Below are 17,681 nucleotides of genomic sequence, written 5' to 3' on the forward strand. Positions count from 1 at the left end.
GATTCTAGTCCTCCCCCTTTTTAAATCCCGTTCAACACCATCATTACTGATGATAACTTTCCAAAAATCTTCCTAATTTTATAATGGCTTCTTCAAGTTGATTCACATAAGGAAGGGTCACAACACGGAAGTGATCAGGTGAATGCCAATTAAATCCTTTACCGTGCACAAGTAGTACTTTTTCTTGGCGGAGCAAATCTAGCACCATTTTTTCATCACTATGAATATTGAATTTTTTCACATCAATTTTCGGGAACATATACATCGCCCCCATTGGTTTCACGCAAGTAATGCCTGGAATTTGAGTGATGAGATCGTAGGCTTTATTACGTTGCTCAAGTAATCTGCCGCCCGGTAAAATAAATTCATTAATACTTTGATAGCCACCAAGTGCGGTTTGAATTGCATGTTGCATTGGTACGTTAGCGCATAAACGCATTGATGCCAGCATATCCAAGCCTTCAATATAACCTTTCGCATTATGTTTTGGTCCGTTCAAAATCATCCAGCCTTGGCGGAAGCCTGCAACTCGATAAGCTTTTGATAAACCATTCAGAGTAACGGTTAATAAATCAGGAGCAAGTGCGGCAATATGATGATGTACTGCGCCATCATATAAAATTTTGTCGTAGATTTCGTCAGCGAAGATAATCAAATTATTTTGGCGAGCGATTTCTACAATTTCTTGTAATAATTCTTTGCTGTACACCGCGCCAGTTGGGTTGTTCGGGTTGATGATGACAATCGCTTTAGTCTTCGCATTCACCTTGGCTTTAATATCATCAATAGCGGGAAACCAATTTGCTTCTTCATCACAAAGGTAATGAACAGCTTTACCGCCAGAAAGTGTTACCGCAGCAGTCCAAAGCGGATAATCAGGCATCGGCACGAGTACTTCATCGCCATCATTGAGTAATGCTTGCATAGCCATTGTGATAAGCTCAGATACGCCGTTGCCAATATATACATCATTGACGGTCGCGCCGTGAATCCCTTTTGATTGATAATATTGAACAATGGCTTTACGAGCAGAATATAACCCCTTTGAATCACAGTAGCCTTGCGCTGATGGCAAATTACGTAATACGTCAACCAAAATTTCATCAGGTGCTTCAAAGCCGAAAGGTGCGGGATTGCCGATATTAAGTTTTAAAATTTTATTGCCTTCTTCTTCTAAGCGTAGTGCTTCTTTGTGCACTGGTCCGCGAATGTCATAACATACGTGTTCTAATTTGTCGGATTTTGGGAATAATCGCATAGTGAAATCCTTTTATTTCTAATAAATTTTTCGAGAAAAGTGCGGTTAATTTACGCTGAATTTTCAATATTGAAAAGATTTTGTAAAAAAATTTTTTGTCATTAACAATCTGCGGTAGAATATGGCTAATTTTTTGTGTATTTAAAACAAAATCTAATGAGTTATTTAGCGCAGGCAATAGGCGAGTTAAAATCGCAAATTCACGCATATTTACAGCAATCAACGAATGAACTTGTTCGTTTTCAGGTGAAACTGGACAAGGTCGATTTATTGGCGTGGCTGAAAGGTCGATCTGCGTATCCTCAATTTTATTTATATTTTCGAGATGAAGCAAAAGCATTAGCTGCTATGGGTGAAGTGCGGTCATTTTCACAGTTAAATTTAGCTCAAGAATTTATCAAAGAAAGTGGTTTTCCATTAGTCGGTGGTTTGCAATTTCAAGGTGCTGCACAATTTGTATTACCCAAAATTCTTGTTGAACAGGGTGAGAAAGGTGCATTGGTATCATTTTTTGTGAAAGATGAGCAAAGTGCGAATGATACTTTAGCCCACCTCAAAACTTTTGAAAATCTCACCGCACTTTCTGCTTTGCCAAAACAGATTCCTTTGCATACAGAGCCTAGAGCTAACGAAAGAACTTGGTGTGATTGGGTAAATCAGGCTTTGGTAGAAATTAAAAGTGGGGAACTGACAAAAATTGTATTAGCCAATGAAACTACTTTTCATTTAAAGCAAGCGATTAATGCGTACGATTTTTTAGCTGAAAGCGAACAACAAAATCAAGGTTGTTATCATTTTTTGTGGGCTGAACATCCTCATTCAGTTTTTGTCGGTTCTACGCCAGAACGCCTATTTGCTCGTGAGTATAACTTGTTGCTAACCGAAGCTTTGGCGGGGACAGCATCGGTTTCTGAAAGTGAGGAAGAAACGCAATCTCAAGCTAATTGGTTATTAAATGACGAGAAAAATTTAAAAGAAAATTGGTTGGTCGTAGAAGATATTTCGCAGAATTTACGTAAGCAAGTAGAAAGTTTTGATGTAAGCAATGTGGAATTGAAACCGTTACGTAAAGTACAACATTTGATTCGTAAAATTCGTGCAAATTTGTCCGCACATTATGCAGATGTAAATATATTAAAAGCGATTCATCCTACAGCTGCGGTATCTGGTTTGCCACAGCAACAAGCCAAAATGAGTTTGTCAGAAATTGAAACCTTTGATCGAGGCTGGTATGCGGGAACATTGGGGGTGATGAGTGATGTATGTTCAGAGTTTTGTGTGGCGATTCGTTCTGCCTTTATTGAAGGTCATCGTATTCGAGTATTTGCTGGCGCTGGCATTGTGGCGGGCTCGCAGCCATTGGAAGAATGGAAAGAAATTGAACGTAAAGCGGCAGGGTTGATTTCCTTGTTTGCAGAAGAAAATGATAACGGAGAAAAAAATGTCGGTAAGCGTGTTTAATCGTTGTTGGTCGAAAGTGATTTTAGAAACCTTGGTACGCCAAGGCATTTCTCACGTTTGTATCGCGCCAGGTTCGCGTTCGACACCTTTAACTCTTGAAGCCGTACGTTTGCAAAATGCGGGTTCAGTCACTTGTCATACGCATTTTGATGAACGTGGTTTAGGTTTTTTTGCCTTGGGTATTGCTAAGGCAACTCAATCACCTGTTGCAATTATTGTTACATCAGGCACGGCGACTGCAAACCTTTATCCCGCAATTATTGAAGCACGCCAAACTGGTGTTAATCTATTTGTTTTAACTGCTGATCGTCCACCAGAACTTTGGGAGTGCGGTGCAAATCAGGCTATTTTGCAGCAAAATATGTTTGGTCAGTATCCAGTTGCAAATGTTAATTTACCTAAACCGAACGAGGATTATTCTGCGCAATGGTTGATTTCTCTACTTGAACAGGCTGCCTTTCAACAAAAACAACAGGGTGGCGTTGTTCATATTAATGTGCCATTTGCCGAGCCACTTTATGATGCAACTGATGAGGAAGTAGATTCTCATCCTTGGCTTCAGACGTTACAGCGCTGGTTAATTCAAACTAAGCCTTGGATGAATGTGGAAGCGCAACAGAACGAAGTATTAATACATGAGAACTGGGATCATTGGCGTACCAAACGTGGTGTCGTTGTGGTTGGTCAATTACCTGCAGAACAAGCAATGGGCATTAATTCTTGGGCAAGCGCTATGGGCTGGGTATTACTGACGGATATTCAATCCGGTGTTGTTCCAACGACGCCTTATGAAGATATTTGGCTAGCAAACCAAACTGTTCGTGAAAAACTTCTGCAAGCTGATATTGTTATTCAATTTGGTGCACGCTTTATTAGTAAACGAATTAATCAATTCTTACAGGCGTTTAAAGGTGAGTTTTGGTTGGTTGAACAAAGCGGTAAAGCATTGGATCCTTACCATCATTCATTGACAAGATTTAATGCTAAAGCACATCATTGGTTGCGTGCGCATCCTCCTTTACGCCAAAAGCCTTGGTTGCTTGAGCCGTTAGCTTTATCTAAGTTCTGTGCGACCTTTATTGAACAGCAAGTAGGCGGAAATTTAACGGAAGCCTCGCTTGCATTACGTTTACCAACACTTTTACCTTATAACGGTGTTTTATTTTTAGGTAATAGTTTACTTGTTCGTCTGGTTGATGCGCTAACTCAATTACCAGAAAGTTATCCTGTTTATACGAATCGTGGCGCGAGTGGAATTGATGGTTTGTTGGCTACTGCTGCGGGAATTGGTATTGGTTCAAATAAACCTGTTGTTGCGGTGATTGGCGATACGTCCACTTTATATGATTTGAATTCTTTCGCATTATTCAAAAACGTTACGCAACCAACGGTAATCTTTGTGATCAATAATAATGGCGGTGCTATTTTTGATATGTTACCTGTGGATGAAGAAGTCAAAGATCAGTTCTATCGATTACCGCATAATGGCGATTTTTCTCAAATCGCGGCAATGTTCGATCTTAAATACGCTCATCCTTATACTTGGGCAGATCTTAATTCTGTTGTTAAACAGGCTTATAGTCGTCGCAAGGCAACGTTAATTGAAATTAAAACGAATCCGAGTGATGGTAGCAGTTTGTATAAACGCTTAATCGAGCAAATTAGCCACGCAGTGATTGGTGCTTAAGTATTCTGTAGGCGGGCTTTAGTCCGCCATATTTTATTATTTTCTATCAATAATCCTTTCAATGATAAACATCATTTTTCTTCACGGACTTCTTGGTACAAAAAACGACTGGCAAAAAGTCATTGAAAATTTACCGCACTTTAATTGTATTGCACTAGATTTACCTTTTCACGGGCAAGCTAAAGATATTGAAGTCACAAATTTTGAAGAAACGGCGGAGTATTTGGCTCAGCAAATTAAAAGTGCGGTGAAAAATGAACCTTATTTTCTTGTTGGGTATTCTTTAGGCGGACGGATCACTTTGTATTATGCGCTGCAAGCTCAAGTGGAAAGATCTAATTTGCAAGGTGTTATTTTAGAAGGGGCGAATCTAGGTTTAAAAACAGACGAAGAAAAGCAGGCTCGTTTTCAGCAAGATTTTGCTTGGGCGCAACGTTTTATGCAAGAATCACCAGAAAATGTATTAAATGATTGGTATCAACAGCCCGTATTTTCTCATTTGACTGCAAAAGAACGACTGCAGTTAGTTGAAAAACGAAAATCAAATTGCAGTGAAAATATTGGCAAGATGCTGATGGCGACAAGTCTATCTAAACAACCTGATTTTAGTGAAAAAGTGCGGTTAAGTTCTTTGCCATTTTTTTATTTTTGTGGGGAACGAGATCATAAGTTCCAGGTTCTAGCCAAAGAAAATCAAATAGATTTAGTAACCATTCCTTCCGCTGGGCATAACTCACATTTAGAAAATTCAAAATATTTCTCTAAAAGAATCGAAAGTTGCGTATTAAAAATTGCTAGACCTTAGTTAAAATGCTAGGATTCGATCCTTTATCTTTATAAGAAACTACTAAGGAAACACAATGTCTACACAACTTCGTAATAATCCGATGAAAGTGGCGTTAGCCTCGATGGTCGGTACGGCAATCGAATTTTTTGATTATTATATCTATGCGGCTGCCGCTGTATTAGTTTTCAATACGCAATTCTTCCATAGCGATGATCCGCTTTCTAATGATTTACTTTCTCTTTCTACGCTTGCGCTTGCATTTTTTGCACGTCCTATTGGTTCTGCATTATTTGGTCATTTTGGCGATAAAATTGGTCGTAAAAAAACCTTGGTTGCCTCCCTTGTTTTAATGGGCGGTTCAACAGTGGTTATTGGTTTACTTCCTAACTATGCTCAAATCGGTATCTGGGCGCCAATTTTGCTTTGCGTATGCCGTGTTGGTCAAGGTATTGGACTCGGTGGTGAATGGGGCGGTGCAGCTTTAGTTGCAACAGAAAATGCGCCGGAAGGTAAACGTGCATGGTATGGTACTTTCCCTCAATTAGGTGCGCCAATCGGCTTATTTGTAGCGAATGCAACATTCTTCTTAGTTAGCTATTTCCTCGGGCAAGATGCTCTTGTGGAATGGGCATGGCGTATTCCGTTTGTATCTTCCGTTTTATTAGTCGCTGTCGGCTTATATGTTCGCTTGACCTTGCATGAAAGCCATGTATTTGTGGAAGCGGAGCAAAAAGGCAAAAAATTGAATGCACCAGTGAGTGTTGTTTTTACTAAACACTTAAAACCAATGATTATTGGCACATTTATTATGGTGGCAACTTATTCTTTGTTTTACATTATGACGGCTTTTGCTCAGGCATATTCTCGAACCGCACCAAAGATTTCTGAAGCAGGTTATGCGCTGGGCTTAGGCATCCCAGCAAATACTTTTACTGGCCTGTTATTAATTAGTGCCATTGTATTTGGTATTTTTATCAGTATTTCTGGTGTTTATGCCGATAAAATTGGTCGCCGTAAATGGTTGATTTGGGTGACTGTTGCTGTTGGTGTGCTCGGTTTAACAATGCCATTCTTCTTAGAAAATGGTACTCCAATGAGTGTATTTGCATTTTTAGTAATTGGTATGGCGATCATGGGGATGACATTTGGTCCAATGGCTGCGCTATTACCAGAATTATTCCCAACAGAAGTGCGTTATTCTGGTGCATCTCTTGCTTATAATTTAGCATCAATTATTGGTGCAACGATTGCAGCGATGATTTCTTTAAAAATTAATGCATCATTTGGTGTGATGGGCGTAGGTATTTATTTAGCAATCAATGCCCTCATGACGCTATTGGCATTATTAGCATCAAAAGAAACCAAAAATGTAGATTTAACACAAATCTAATCCTAGTAAGAAAAAAGAGCGGTAAAATTTCACCGCTCTTTTGCTTTTCTTTCTTTAGTTTATTTTCAATATTAACTTTCAAACGAATCTTTTAAGCGTTCATCTGCTCGGCGAGATTCACTTTTATGTTGAAGTTTATTAAGCTGGCGCTCTAATTTTTCTTCAACTTCATTAATTGCTTTATACATATCATCTGAGGTTGCACTGGCCAATAAATTGCCCAGTGGCGTGCCAATAGATGCCTCTACAGTAAATCCATTCGGTACTTTGTTTAAAACAAAATGGGGGTTAATTAACTGTGTTTGCCATTTACCTAATTTCGCGAGTCTTTCCTCCACGTGTTCACGAATTGCAGGGGTGATTTCCATTTGTTTGCTGGTGATATTAAGTGTCATAGCATTTACCTCTTTGTTGCGTGATTTATAGTTTTCTTTAACTACAAAATAGCTTTCTTAATTCGGGTTTTCAAGGGTTTTAAGAGAAAATGTCAAAGTAATTTTTAAAAATATGATCTATGTCTAATTTCTGAAAAAAGCTGCTTTTCTTTCTAAGATAAGTTGTTAAGATGGGAAATTGTGATAAGAAAAAGGTGTGGATATTGACTGTATCTACACCTTTTTTCATTTGATTATTCTACGATTTCATCTTGATCGTGATGATTTATTTTCAATCGTTGGAAATAATCTTTTGTTTCTTCAATCACAACTTTTCGCAATCCAATGAGTGCGATGAGATTTGGAAAGGCCATTAAACCATTTACGATATCGGCGATAATCCATATTAAATTTAAGTGTAAGAATGACCCTAACCCTACCAACACAATATAAGCTAAACGATATAGTTTTACGCCACGAATACCAACGAGATAAACAAAACAACGTTCACCATAGTAACACCAGCCTAAAATAGTTGTGAATGCAAAAAATAATAAACCGACAGTTACAATTGTTGCGCCAATTGATGTCCCTAAACCTTGTGCAAAGGCGTAGTTTGTTACTGTTGCACCCGCTAACTCAGGGTTATTCCAAGCGCCTGTTAACACTAATACAATACCTGTCATTGTACAAACGATGATGGTATCCAAGAATGTACCTGTCATGGAAATTAAGCCTTGGCGAACAGGTTCACGAGTTTGTGCCGCTGCGGCTGCAATTGGTGCGCTTCCTAAACCTGATTCATTGGAGAAAATGCCTCGAGCAACGCCTGATTGAATAGCCTTCATTACGGTAAAGCCAACAGCCCCGCCTAGCGCAGCTTGCGGTTCAAAAGCGCTATAAATAATTAATGAGATCGCATCTGGTACTTTTTCTATATTTAAGAGGATAATAACCAGTGAAGTAGTGACGTATAAAATCGCCATAAACGGTACAATTACCGATGATGCGGTTGCGATACGTTTTACACCACCAAGAATGATTAAGCCGACTAAAAGAGTCACAATAATTGCAGTAACTAAAACCGGAACATTAAAAGTATCTTGCATTGCATAGGTAATCGCATTGACCTGTGGGAATGTACCGATTCCGAAAAAGGCAACCATTACACCAAATAATGCAAATAATTTTGCTAGCCACTTGATACCTAGACCGCTTTCAATGTAATACATTGGACCGCCAGCCATAAAGCCATTTTTATCGCGAACACGATATTTAACTGCGAGTAAACATTCGGCATATTTTGTTGCCATTCCTAACAAGGCGACTAGCCACATCCAAAAAATGGCACCAGGTCCACCAGCTTGTACAGCAGTTGCAACGCCCACAATATTCCCTGTTCCGATCGTTGCTGCTAATGCGGTACAAAGTGCGGCAAAAGATGACACATCACCTTTTCCACCTTTATCTTTTTTAAATAAATAACCTAGCGCACGTGGTAAATAGCGAATTTGAATAAAGCCTAAACGTAGCGTTAAATAAAGCCCTGTTCCCGATAAGAGTATGAGTAGCGGTGCGCCCCAAATAAAGCTATCAATAGCTGAAAGAATTGACTCAATTGTCATGTGATTCCTCGTCGTTTAAATCAAAAATAAACACGACAAGAAGACGAAAAGATACAATGGAAAAGAAAGTGCGGTGAAAAGATAGATAATTTCCACACTTACGATAGATTGTCTTTTGCCCCTGTCCTTTTGCCTGAGCGTTTGAAAAACGATTGAAAAATTAACCGCTCTTTTGCGCCTTCGGCGTCCATTTCTAAAATGGATCTCTCCAAGGGTTCGTCCAGTAACAGTCCCTGCCATCGCACCTGAAAGATTTTACATCGTCGGTGTGGGGTCAATTCCCCGCTCTCCAGCTACCTTCATCCGAACTCACTTTTCATCCCTATATAAGAGATAAAAAGTGTATGAATTCTAACAAAATAAGAAATAAATTTCAAAAATCATTTTGAATAATAAGTTAAGTAATAAAAACTTAGTACGTTTTTTGCTTTATGCGACTCAAAAATAATGCTCCTATGAAAAATATCGCTTGTAATAAAATAATACAAGCACCAGTTGACGCATCAAAATGATAGCTCAATATTACACCAATTAGGCTTGATGTAATGGAACTGACAATAGCAATCCATAACATTTTATCAAAAGATTTTGTGAGCGTAAGTGCGGTAATTCCTGGTGCAATTAACATTGCCACCACCAAAATAACACCTACCACTTGCATCGTGCTTACAATGGTTAAAGCAAGCAACATTAATAAGCCATAATGTAAAATTTTAGGAGAAAGCCCTGCAACACGGGCGTGACTTGGGTCAAAACAATAAAGCAAAAAGTCTTTACGTTTAAAGACAATCATACAAAAAATTACCGCAGAAATAACCGCACTTTGAATAAGCTCTTGATGACTTACGCCCAATACATTACCAAACAAAATATGCGTTAAATGCTGTTCTGTTTGAATTTTGGTGAACATAACAAGACCAATGGCAAACATTCCAGAAAATACAATGCCCATTGCTGTATCTTCTTTTATACGACTATTTTCTTTCAAATATCCCACGCCAAGCGAGCAAAAAATGCCTGAGAAAAATGCCCCAATAGCTAAAGGGATTCCCGCTAAATAAGCAAGCACAATACCGGGTAATACAGCGTGAGAAATGGCATCACCCATCAATGACCAGCCTTTCAAGACTAAATAACAAGAAAGTAATGCACAGATAATCGAAACAATCAATGCGGTCAATAAGGCATTTTGCATAAACTCAAATTGTAGCGGTTCTAAAATCCAATCAAACATTTTCTACCGCCTTTTTATTACGAGTTAATAAGCCATATTTTGGTGAAAATAAGAAAGCGGCCAAGAATAATAATGTTTGCAATGTGACAATCACACCGCCTGTGGCACCATCTAAATAATAGCTAATATAGACCCCAACAAAACTTGTCACCGCCCCTAAAATAATAGCGATGATTGACAAGGTTTTGAATTTATCTGTCAGTAAATATGCTGTCGCACCCGGGGTAATGACCATCGCAATCACTAAAATTGCGCCTACAGTTTGCAAGGCAGCCACCACACAAGCACTTAATAGAGTAAAAAACAAAACTTTATAAAATAATGGCGAAAGCCCTACCGTTCTTGCTTGTGTTTCATCGAAAAAAATCAACAGTAAATCTTTCCAAAATAATAAAAGTAATACTAAACAAACACCGATGATAATTGCCACTTGGTAAATATCTTCGTCGGCAATACCTAAAATATTGCCTAAAATGATACTTTGCACATTTACTGCAGTTGGATTTAAAGAAATGATCAATAGACCTAATGCAAAGAAAGTACTGAAAATAAACCCGATAACGGCATCTTCTTTCAGTTTAGAAATGGATTTAATCCAAAGAATGGAAAGTGCGGCTAAAATTCCGGCAAAAAATGCACCAAGGGCATAAGGCAAAGAAAAGGCATAAGCTATCGCGACACCAGGCACAACCGAATGAGAAAGTGCATCGCCAATCAAAGACCAGCCTTTAAGCATTAAATATGAAGACAAAAAAGCACAAATCCCACCAACTGCCGTACTCAAGATCATCGCCTTGAGCATATAATCATAGGAGAAAGGTTCTAATAATAATGCTAACATGCCTTACTCCTTCTCTTTTTTGACCGCACTTTTGCAAGGACAGTCTTCAAAATGGCAATCCTGAGTTGTTGGCGCTGGAGGATCTTGCTTAGTTTCGCCATAGAATACAACGGCTTTTTCATCATCCGTTAAGACGGTAACGGCACGTTTATCTTCATCGTTATGTAAATCCTCACCCAACAATTTAATATGGCGTAATACCCCACCAAACACAATTTCCAAATTATGTTGGTTAAAGGTATCTTCCGTTTTCCCTGCGGCAATCACCGTACGATTAATCATCACCACTTGATCACAGAAATCAGGAACAGACCCTAAGTTATGAGTTGAGACAAGAATAAGATGACCTTCTTCTCGAAGCTGTTGAAGAAGATCAACAATGGCATTTTCAGTTTTCACATCAACGCCAGTGAAAGGTTCATCCAATAAAATAATTGGACTTTGTTGTGCTAAAGCGCGGGCTAAAAACACGCGTTTTTTCTGCCCGCCAGATAACTCACCAATTTGACGATGCGCGAGATGTTCAATGTTCACTCGCTGCATCGCCTCTTGAACTTTTTGTTTATCAATCGCTTTGGGGATACGAAGGAAATTCATATACCCATAACGCCCCATCATCACGACATCATACACTGACACCGGAAATTGCCAGTCTACTTCTTCAGATTGTGGAACATAAGCAACTAAATTACGTTTCAGTGCTTGGGAAATTGGCAGATCACAAAGTTTGATTTCACCTTGTTGTGGCTTCACAAGCCCCATTATGCTTTTAAATAACGTAGATTTACCACTGCCATTCACACCCACTAATGCACAAATAGTTCCACTGTTTAATGAGAACGTCATATTGTGAATAGCTGTGTGGCCATTGTTGTAACGAACAGTTACATCATTAACCCAAATTGATGTCGAGAAAGAGTCCATTATTTTCCGAATCCTTTAACAATGGTTGATACAGTGACGTTAAGCAAATCAATATAAGTTGGCACAGGGCCTTTTTTCGCAGAAAGTGAATCAACGTACAACACACCACCGTATTTTGCGCCACTTTCTTTCGCTACTTGTTGTGCTGGTTTTGCTGAAATTGTACTTTCACTAAACACAACAGGAATATTGTTTTTACGAACTAAATCAATCACTTTACGCACTTGTTGTGGTGTGCCTTGTTGTTCAGCATTAATTGGCCATAAGTAGCCTTCTTTTAAGTTGTAATCTTTCGCCAAATAACTGAAAGCACCTTCACTTGTCACAAGCCAGCGTTGCGCTTCTGGAATCTGTGCCAATTTTGCACGAAGTGGTTCATCAAGTTGTTTGATTTTTTGAGCGTAGTCAGCGGCATTTTTTTCATACACTGCTGCATTTTGTGGATCGTATTTCACCAATGCATTTTTAATATTTTCAATATAAATTAATGCATTAGATGGCGACATCCAAGCGTGTGGATTAGGCGCATCTTTATACGGGCCTTCATAAATAGACAATGGTTGAATACCTTCTGTCACCACCACAGCTGGTTTATCTTTAATATTTTGGAAGAAACGCTCAAACCAACGTTCCAAATTTAAACCATTCCATAAAATTAAATCAGCAGATTGTGCTTTCACAATGTCTTTTGGAGTAGGTTCATATTCATGAATTTCAGCACCTGGTTTGGTGATAGATTCTACTGTAGCTGCATTGCCTGCCACATTTTGTGCAATATCTTGAATCACGGTGAAGGTGGTGACGACTTTGAATTTTGCATTAGCCTGCATTGCAAACAAACCAAGTGCAAGTGCGGTCATAATTTTTAATGAATTTCGCATAAGATGTCCTTATAAAAAAAGTATAGAGGTTGGATGCCTGAATAATCGCTCAACAATTATTCATCAAATATCATACTATCACCTTTTAACTTAATCTCAAATAAAAATGATTATCAAGTTAAAGTTTTTTCTTATAACTTATGAAGAGCATAACAAAAATAATGATAGGTTTTCTCTATGGTTATAACACTTATTATCCTGAAATTCTTTTAATTAAATTATTTAATCCTTCTTCATCATAGCCCTCTTCATATTGTGCCTCGCCTTCAACATCATGAATGGTTCGTCCATTCAATGCCGTACAACCATATTTCTCTAATTTGCTTTTAGTAAAGCTAGAACGATATGCCGAAGAAGAATTATTGAGACTAATTACACCGATGGTGGAACTTTTACATGGGTGTTTATTAATGAAAACAAGGTTATAACCAGATTCTCGAATGTAGCCTGTCTTATTTACTACAGCATCAAAAATTTCATCACGCACTAATTTATTTGTATTTTTCATTAATATGCTATGTCTTCCAGCTTGAATATTTGTAGCACTGATATTGGATAATTGTCGAATTTCAGGTTTATTTAAAGAATGTTTAGCAAGTTTAACTAAATCCATAGGACTGGAAATATTGCTACTCGATAAACCAGAACTATCATGAAAACGAGTAGAATACATGCCTAATTGGCGAGCTTTTTCATTCATTTTATGAATAAATTGTATTCTGCTCATTCCTGCAGCACGAGAAAGCGCATGAGCGGCATAGTTATCAGAATGCACAAGCATCGCCTTTAATAATTCTCTGCAAGCCATCGGAACATTCATCGGTAATTTGGTGCTTGTACCTTTAATGTAATCACGATCGTCGCTGGTTATCGCAATGGTGCAATTAGGATTTTTATTATTCTCTAGAAACACGTTCGCCGTCATTAATTTTGTTACAGAGGCAATAGGCTGAACGCTATCAGGCGCATGGCTTTCCAACACTCGATTATGCGTAAAATCATAGACAACATAAGACTGTGCCACCGCAAAAGAAGGACACAAAGATAAAATAAATAAAGCTTTTTTAAACATTATTGGTCACCTTAGAAAATAGGCTTACATTTTACCGCACTTTTTATGCTGTAATTGGAAATATTTGCGATCTAGATCGCAAAAAAGTGCGGTGATATTTTCTATCGTTTTTCAATTCCGCTAGATTATGCGGTGACAAATCTGTACAATCGCCGTTCATTTTTTAATTGCGAATTTTTCGTTGTGAGTTTTTGATAAAAACACCAGCACAACGCTATCGCCACAATGTGTAATAACGAGGCTAAAATGTCAGAATTATTGTCAGTGCAATCAGATGCACCAGCTAAAAAAATTAATCTAATGGATTTAACGCGCCAACAAATGCGCGAATTTTTTAAAGAACTCGGCGAAAAACCATTCCGAGCAGATCAGTTAGTTAAATGGATTTATCATTTTGGCGAAGATAACTTCGACAATATGACAAACATTAATAAAAAATTACGAGAAAAACTTAAGGCGGTTGCAGAAATTAAAGCCCCAGAAGTTGCCGTTGAACAGCGTTCAACCGATGGCACAATAAAATGGGCAATGCAAGTGGGTGAACAACAAGTTGAAACTGTGTATATTCCCGAAGCAGATCGCGCAACGCTTTGTGTATCTTCCCAAGTTGGCTGTGCCCTAGCTTGTACATTCTGTTCAACAGCGCAACAAGGATTTAATCGCAATTTAACGGTTTCAGAAATTATCGGCCAAGTTTGGAGAGCCTCTAAAATTATTGGAAACTTTGGGGTGACTGGCGTTAGACCGATTACCAATGTGGTAATGATGGGAATGGGCGAACCCTTATTAAATGTCGCTAACGTTGTTCCCGCAATGGAAATTATGTTAGATGATTTTGCCTACGGTTTATCAAAACGTCGTGTAACTTTATCGACTTCTGGGGTTGTGCCGGCATTGGATAATTTAAGCAAAATGATCGATGTGGCTTTGGCTATTTCATTACATGCGCCAAACGATGAATTACGTGATGAAATTGTGCCAATCAACAAAAAATATAATATCAAAATGTTGATTGACTCAGTAAATCGTTATTTGAGTGTATCAAATGCGAATCACGGCAAAGTGACGATTGAATATGTCATGCTCGATCATGTAAATGATGGCGTAGAACATGCTCATCAACTTGCAGAAGTATTAAAAAATACGCCTTGTAAAATTAATTTAATTCCGTGGAATCCGTTCCCAGAAGCACCTTATGCAAAAAGCTCGAATACGCGTATTGACCGCTTCCAAAAAACCTTGATGGAATATGGCTTTACCGTGATTATTCGTAAAACGCGTGGAGATGACATTGATGCAGCTTGCGGACAGTTAGCTGGAGATGTTATCGATCGTACTAAACGTACGGCAATGAAACGCCAATTTGGACAAAATATTGGGGTGACAGAAGTTAATTAATATTCTAGGCATGTGAATTAATCAAGTTCACATGCCCTATGTTTTCATACGAATTAAAACATATTAACTATTTCTTCCTCCCCTGTTAAAAGGAGAAAAAATGCAAACAATAAGTAAACAACTAAGTGCGGTTATTTTCCCTTTCATTTTTTCTGCTTGCGTTTCCCAATCAACCATTCAAGATTTCAATCAACAATCAGCAGCGAAAGCTCGCGTAGAACTTGCACTTGGTTACCTTCAACAAAATAATCCTCAACTCGCTAAAATCAACTTAGATAAAGCACTTCAACACGATAAAAATTACTATCTCGTGCATTCAGCGCTTGCGCATTATTATCAACAACAAGGTGAAATTGAGAACGCACATCGTGAATATGAAATCGCTTTAAAACTCAATAATCAACAGGGAGACTTACATAATAATTTTGGCACATTTTTATGTCGTCAAAAACAATTTGAACAAGCTCAGCAGCAATTTCAGATCGCACTAAATTCACCTAATTATTATCATCAAACAGATACATTTGAAAATATGGCTCTTTGTGCTTATTCCGCTCAAAAAATGGATATTTATCAACAAGCATTACAAAAATTGCGACAAACTGATAGTAAACGAGCGGAAAAATTTAATACTCTCAAATAAAGCATTGCCAAATCAAGCGTTGGACTTTAAAATTTAGCCTTTATTTATCGCATATTATTTGATTGAATTTATGAATCCAACAACTGAGCAAGAACTTTCACCAGGTGAGATTTTTCGCCAAGCACGTAAAAACTTGAATCTTTCTCTCGAAGACGTCGCCAAAGAAATTTCGCTGCGTCCTTCCATATTACAACAACTTGAAAACAACGAATTTATTCAAAAATCTACCCCTGCAATCTTTGTAAAAGGTTATGTACGTAGCTATGCTAAGTTCTTACGCTTACCCGATTCTGTGTGGGAAAATATTACATTTGCAGAAAATGATAAAAACGATCTGAGTAAAAATGCTCGTTCAACTCGTGAAGTCAATCAATATTCATCGCACTCTCGTTGGGTTGGCCGTTTATCTATCATTGTACTTCTTTTAGTCCTTGGCATGACTGGACTTTGGTGGTGGCAAAGTTACCAACAAAATAACCAAGAACGTGATGACTTAGTACAAAACTATGTTGCTTCTACCGAAAACAATCAGCCAGCCGCAGCTCTAGTGACGACAGAAGAAAGTAATAAAACTGCACCAGAAACAACAGCGGCTGTCTCACAACCAGTAGAAATAACAAATAATGTGTTACCAGAAATAGCGCAAGAAAATACAGTTTCACAAACAAAAAACGATGAAAAATTGGTTTCAGACACTCAAAGTGCGGTAGAAAATCCATCAATTTCTCCAGCAGCTCCTACTGTAAAAGGAGACTTGATCGTAGAAATCTTAAATAATACGAGCTGGCTCAGCGTAAAAGATAAAAATCGCCGAGTATTAGCACAAAAAGAGTACAAAAAAGGTGAAGTATTAACTTTTAATGGCGATGAGTTTTCATTAATTGTTGGCGCACCAAGTAATGTGCGTATCACCTATAAAGGCGAAAATTATCCATTAAAAGTGGATGGTCGCATTGCAAAATTCAAACTTTCACAACCTTAATAAGGAAAAAGATGTCAGCTTTTCAACCAAGCATTAAGCGTCGTGAATCGACAAAAATTTATGTAGGAAATGTACCAGTTGGTGGTGATGCGCCAATTGCCGTGCAATCAATGACAAATACTCGCACCACTGATGTGGAAGCGACAGTTGCTCAAATTAAATCATTAGAACGTGTTGGTGCAGATATCGTTCGTGTATCTGTTCCAACAATGGATGCTGCAGAAGCATTTAAACAAATTAAACAGCAAGTGAATGTCCCTCTAGTAGCAGATATTCATTTCGACTATCGTATCGCTCTAAAAGTCGCAGAATATGGAGTAGATTGTTTACGTATCAATCCAGGCAATATTGGTCGTGAAGATCGCATCCGCGCCGTTGTTGATTGTGCTCGTGACAAAAATATTCCGATTCGTATCGGCGTAAATGCAGGCTCTTTAGAAAAAGATCTGCAAGAAAAATACGGCGAACCAACACCAGAGGCATTATTAGAATCAGCATTACGTCATGTAGAAATTCTAGATCGTCTTAATTTCGATCAATTTAAAGTGAGTGTAAAAGCCTCTGATGTCTTCTTAGCAGTGGAAGCTTATCGTTTACTTGCCAAATCTATCAAGCAGCCATTACATTTAGGGATTACAGAGGCGGGTGGTGCGCGTGCAGGGGCGGTCAAATCTGCAATAGGTTTAGGCATGTTACTTGCCGAAGGTATTGGCGACACATTACGTGTATCATTAGCTGCAGATCCCGTAGAGGAAATTAAAGTAGGCTTTGATATTCTTAAATCTTTACGAATTCGCTCTCGTGGCATTAATTTTATTGCGTGCCCAACGTGTTCTCGCCAAGAGTTTGATGTAATCGGTACAGTAAATGCGTTAGAACAACGCCTTGAAGATATTATTACACCAATGGATGTATCGATTATCGGTTGCGTAGTGAATGGCCCAGGCGAAGCGCTCGTATCTGATCTAGGGGTAACTGGTGGTAATAAAAAAAGCGGTTATTATCTTAATGGCGAACGCCAAAAAGAACGCTTCGATAACGAAGATATTGTTAACCAATTAGAAGCAAAAATTCGTGCGAAAGTCGCACAACAAGATCCAAAAAACAGAATTATTTAAGGAAAG

The 17,681-nt window shown here is 38.3% G+C and carries 16 protein-coding genes and 1 riboswitch; of the genes, 8 read left to right on the forward strand and 8 right to left on the reverse strand.

The window, feature by feature from the left end; genetic code table 11:
• Positions 1-43: 43 nt before the first annotated feature.
• Positions 44-1,258 (reverse strand): pyridoxal phosphate-dependent aminotransferase, encoded by a 1,215-nt coding sequence (locus KKW16_RS03520; protein ID WP_048953823.1) that lies wholly within the window; start codon positions 1,256-1,258, stop codon positions 44-46.
• 156 nt (positions 1,259-1,414) lie between these two features.
• Between KKW16_RS03520 and KKW16_RS03525 the strand changes: the two genes are divergently transcribed.
• The 4 genes from KKW16_RS03525 (at position 1,415) to KKW16_RS03540 (ending at position 6,583) form a co-directional block, all read left to right on the forward strand.
• Complete coding sequence (locus KKW16_RS03525; RefSeq protein ID WP_048953824.1) at positions 1,415-2,719, forward strand: isochorismate synthase; 1,305 nt, start codon at positions 1,415-1,417, stop codon at positions 2,717-2,719.
• Positions 2,700-4,406 (forward strand): 2-succinyl-5-enolpyruvyl-6-hydroxy-3-cyclohexene-1-carboxylic-acid synthase, encoded by a 1,707-nt coding sequence (gene menD / locus KKW16_RS03530; protein WP_048953826.1) that lies wholly within the window; start codon positions 2,700-2,702, stop codon positions 4,404-4,406. Before KKW16_RS03525 ends, menD begins: the two co-directional genes overlap by 20 nt.
• Positions 4,407-4,467: 61 nt before the next feature.
• The gene (menH, locus tag KKW16_RS03535) at positions 4,468-5,211 is read left to right on the forward strand and encodes a 2-succinyl-6-hydroxy-2,4-cyclohexadiene-1-carboxylate synthase (RefSeq protein ID WP_048953828.1); all 744 of its coding nucleotides are present in this window, start codon (positions 4,468-4,470) and stop codon (positions 5,209-5,211) included.
• Between the two features lie 55 nt (positions 5,212-5,266).
• Positions 5,267-6,583, forward strand: coding sequence for an MFS transporter (locus tag KKW16_RS03540; protein WP_046942200.1), 1,317 nt, complete (start codon positions 5,267-5,269; stop codon positions 6,581-6,583).
• Positions 6,584-6,654: 71 nt separating this feature from the next.
• Here the strand turns inward: KKW16_RS03540 and raiA are convergent, their stop codons facing one another.
• The 7 genes from raiA to KKW16_RS03575 all read right to left on the reverse strand — a co-directional run bounded on the left by raiA (position 6,655) and on the right by KKW16_RS03575 (position 13,534).
• Positions 6,655-6,978 carry a ribosome-associated translation inhibitor RaiA gene (raiA, locus tag KKW16_RS03545; protein WP_009499739.1) on the reverse strand — a complete coding sequence of 108 codons (324 nt, stop codon included), beginning with the start codon at positions 6,976-6,978 and terminating at the stop codon, positions 6,655-6,657.
• Positions 6,979-7,211: 233 nt separating this feature from the next.
• Complete coding sequence (locus tag KKW16_RS03550) at positions 7,212-8,582, reverse strand: alanine/glycine:cation symporter family protein (protein ID WP_048953832.1); 1,371 nt, start codon at positions 8,580-8,582, stop codon at positions 7,212-7,214.
• 111 nt (positions 8,583-8,693) lie between these two features.
• Positions 8,694-8,804: riboswitch (glycine riboswitch) on the reverse strand.
• Between the two features lie 190 nt (positions 8,805-8,994).
• Positions 8,995-9,816, reverse strand: coding sequence for a metal ABC transporter permease (locus KKW16_RS03555; protein ID WP_048953833.1), 822 nt, complete (start codon positions 9,814-9,816; stop codon positions 8,995-8,997).
• A complete protein-coding gene (locus KKW16_RS03560) occupies positions 9,809-10,657 on the reverse strand; it encodes a metal ABC transporter permease (protein WP_048953834.1) in 849 nt (282 codons plus the stop codon). Before KKW16_RS03560 ends, KKW16_RS03555 begins: the two co-directional genes overlap by 8 nt.
• 3 nt (positions 10,658-10,660) lie before the next feature.
• Positions 10,661-11,581 carry an ATP-binding cassette domain-containing protein gene (locus tag KKW16_RS03565; RefSeq protein WP_048953835.1) on the reverse strand — a complete coding sequence of 307 codons (921 nt, stop codon included), beginning with the start codon at positions 11,579-11,581 and terminating at the stop codon, positions 10,661-10,663.
• Positions 11,581-12,462 carry a metal ABC transporter substrate-binding protein gene (locus tag KKW16_RS03570; protein ID WP_005637458.1) on the reverse strand — a complete coding sequence of 294 codons (882 nt, stop codon included), beginning with the start codon at positions 12,460-12,462 and terminating at the stop codon, positions 11,581-11,583. The genes KKW16_RS03565 and KKW16_RS03570 overlap by 1 nt, the downstream gene beginning before the upstream one ends.
• Positions 12,463-12,655: 193 nt before the next feature.
• Entirely contained in the window at positions 12,656-13,534 is an 879-nt protein-coding gene (locus KKW16_RS03575; protein ID WP_215767920.1) for a D-alanyl-D-alanine carboxypeptidase family protein, read from the reverse strand.
• Positions 13,535-13,780: 246 nt separating this feature from the next.
• Here KKW16_RS03575 and rlmN point away from each other — a divergent pair, with 246 nt between their 5' ends.
• From rlmN to ispG, 4 genes are all read left to right on the forward strand, one after another.
• Positions 13,781-14,932 carry a dual-specificity RNA methyltransferase RlmN gene (gene rlmN / locus KKW16_RS03580; protein ID WP_215767921.1) on the forward strand — a complete coding sequence of 384 codons (1,152 nt, stop codon included), beginning with the start codon at positions 13,781-13,783 and terminating at the stop codon, positions 14,930-14,932.
• 100 nt (positions 14,933-15,032) lie between these two features.
• Entirely contained in the window at positions 15,033-15,575 is a 543-nt protein-coding gene (gene pilW / locus KKW16_RS03585; protein ID WP_215767922.1) for a type IV pilus biogenesis/stability protein PilW, read from the forward strand.
• A 70-nt stretch (positions 15,576-15,645) separates the two neighbouring features.
• A complete protein-coding gene (locus KKW16_RS03590; protein WP_215767923.1) occupies positions 15,646-16,557 on the forward strand; it encodes a RodZ domain-containing protein in 912 nt (303 codons plus the stop codon).
• A gap of 11 nt (positions 16,558-16,568) precedes the next feature.
• The gene (gene ispG, locus KKW16_RS03595; protein WP_005630108.1) at positions 16,569-17,675 is read left to right on the forward strand and encodes a flavodoxin-dependent (E)-4-hydroxy-3-methylbut-2-enyl-diphosphate synthase; all 1,107 of its coding nucleotides are present in this window, start codon (positions 16,569-16,571) and stop codon (positions 17,673-17,675) included.
• Positions 17,676-17,681: the final 6 nt, after the last annotated feature.

The organism is Haemophilus sp. SZY H8, assembly GCF_018829755.1.
Taxonomy (GTDB): Bacteria; Pseudomonadota; Gammaproteobacteria; order Enterobacterales; family Pasteurellaceae; genus Haemophilus; species Haemophilus haemolyticus_K.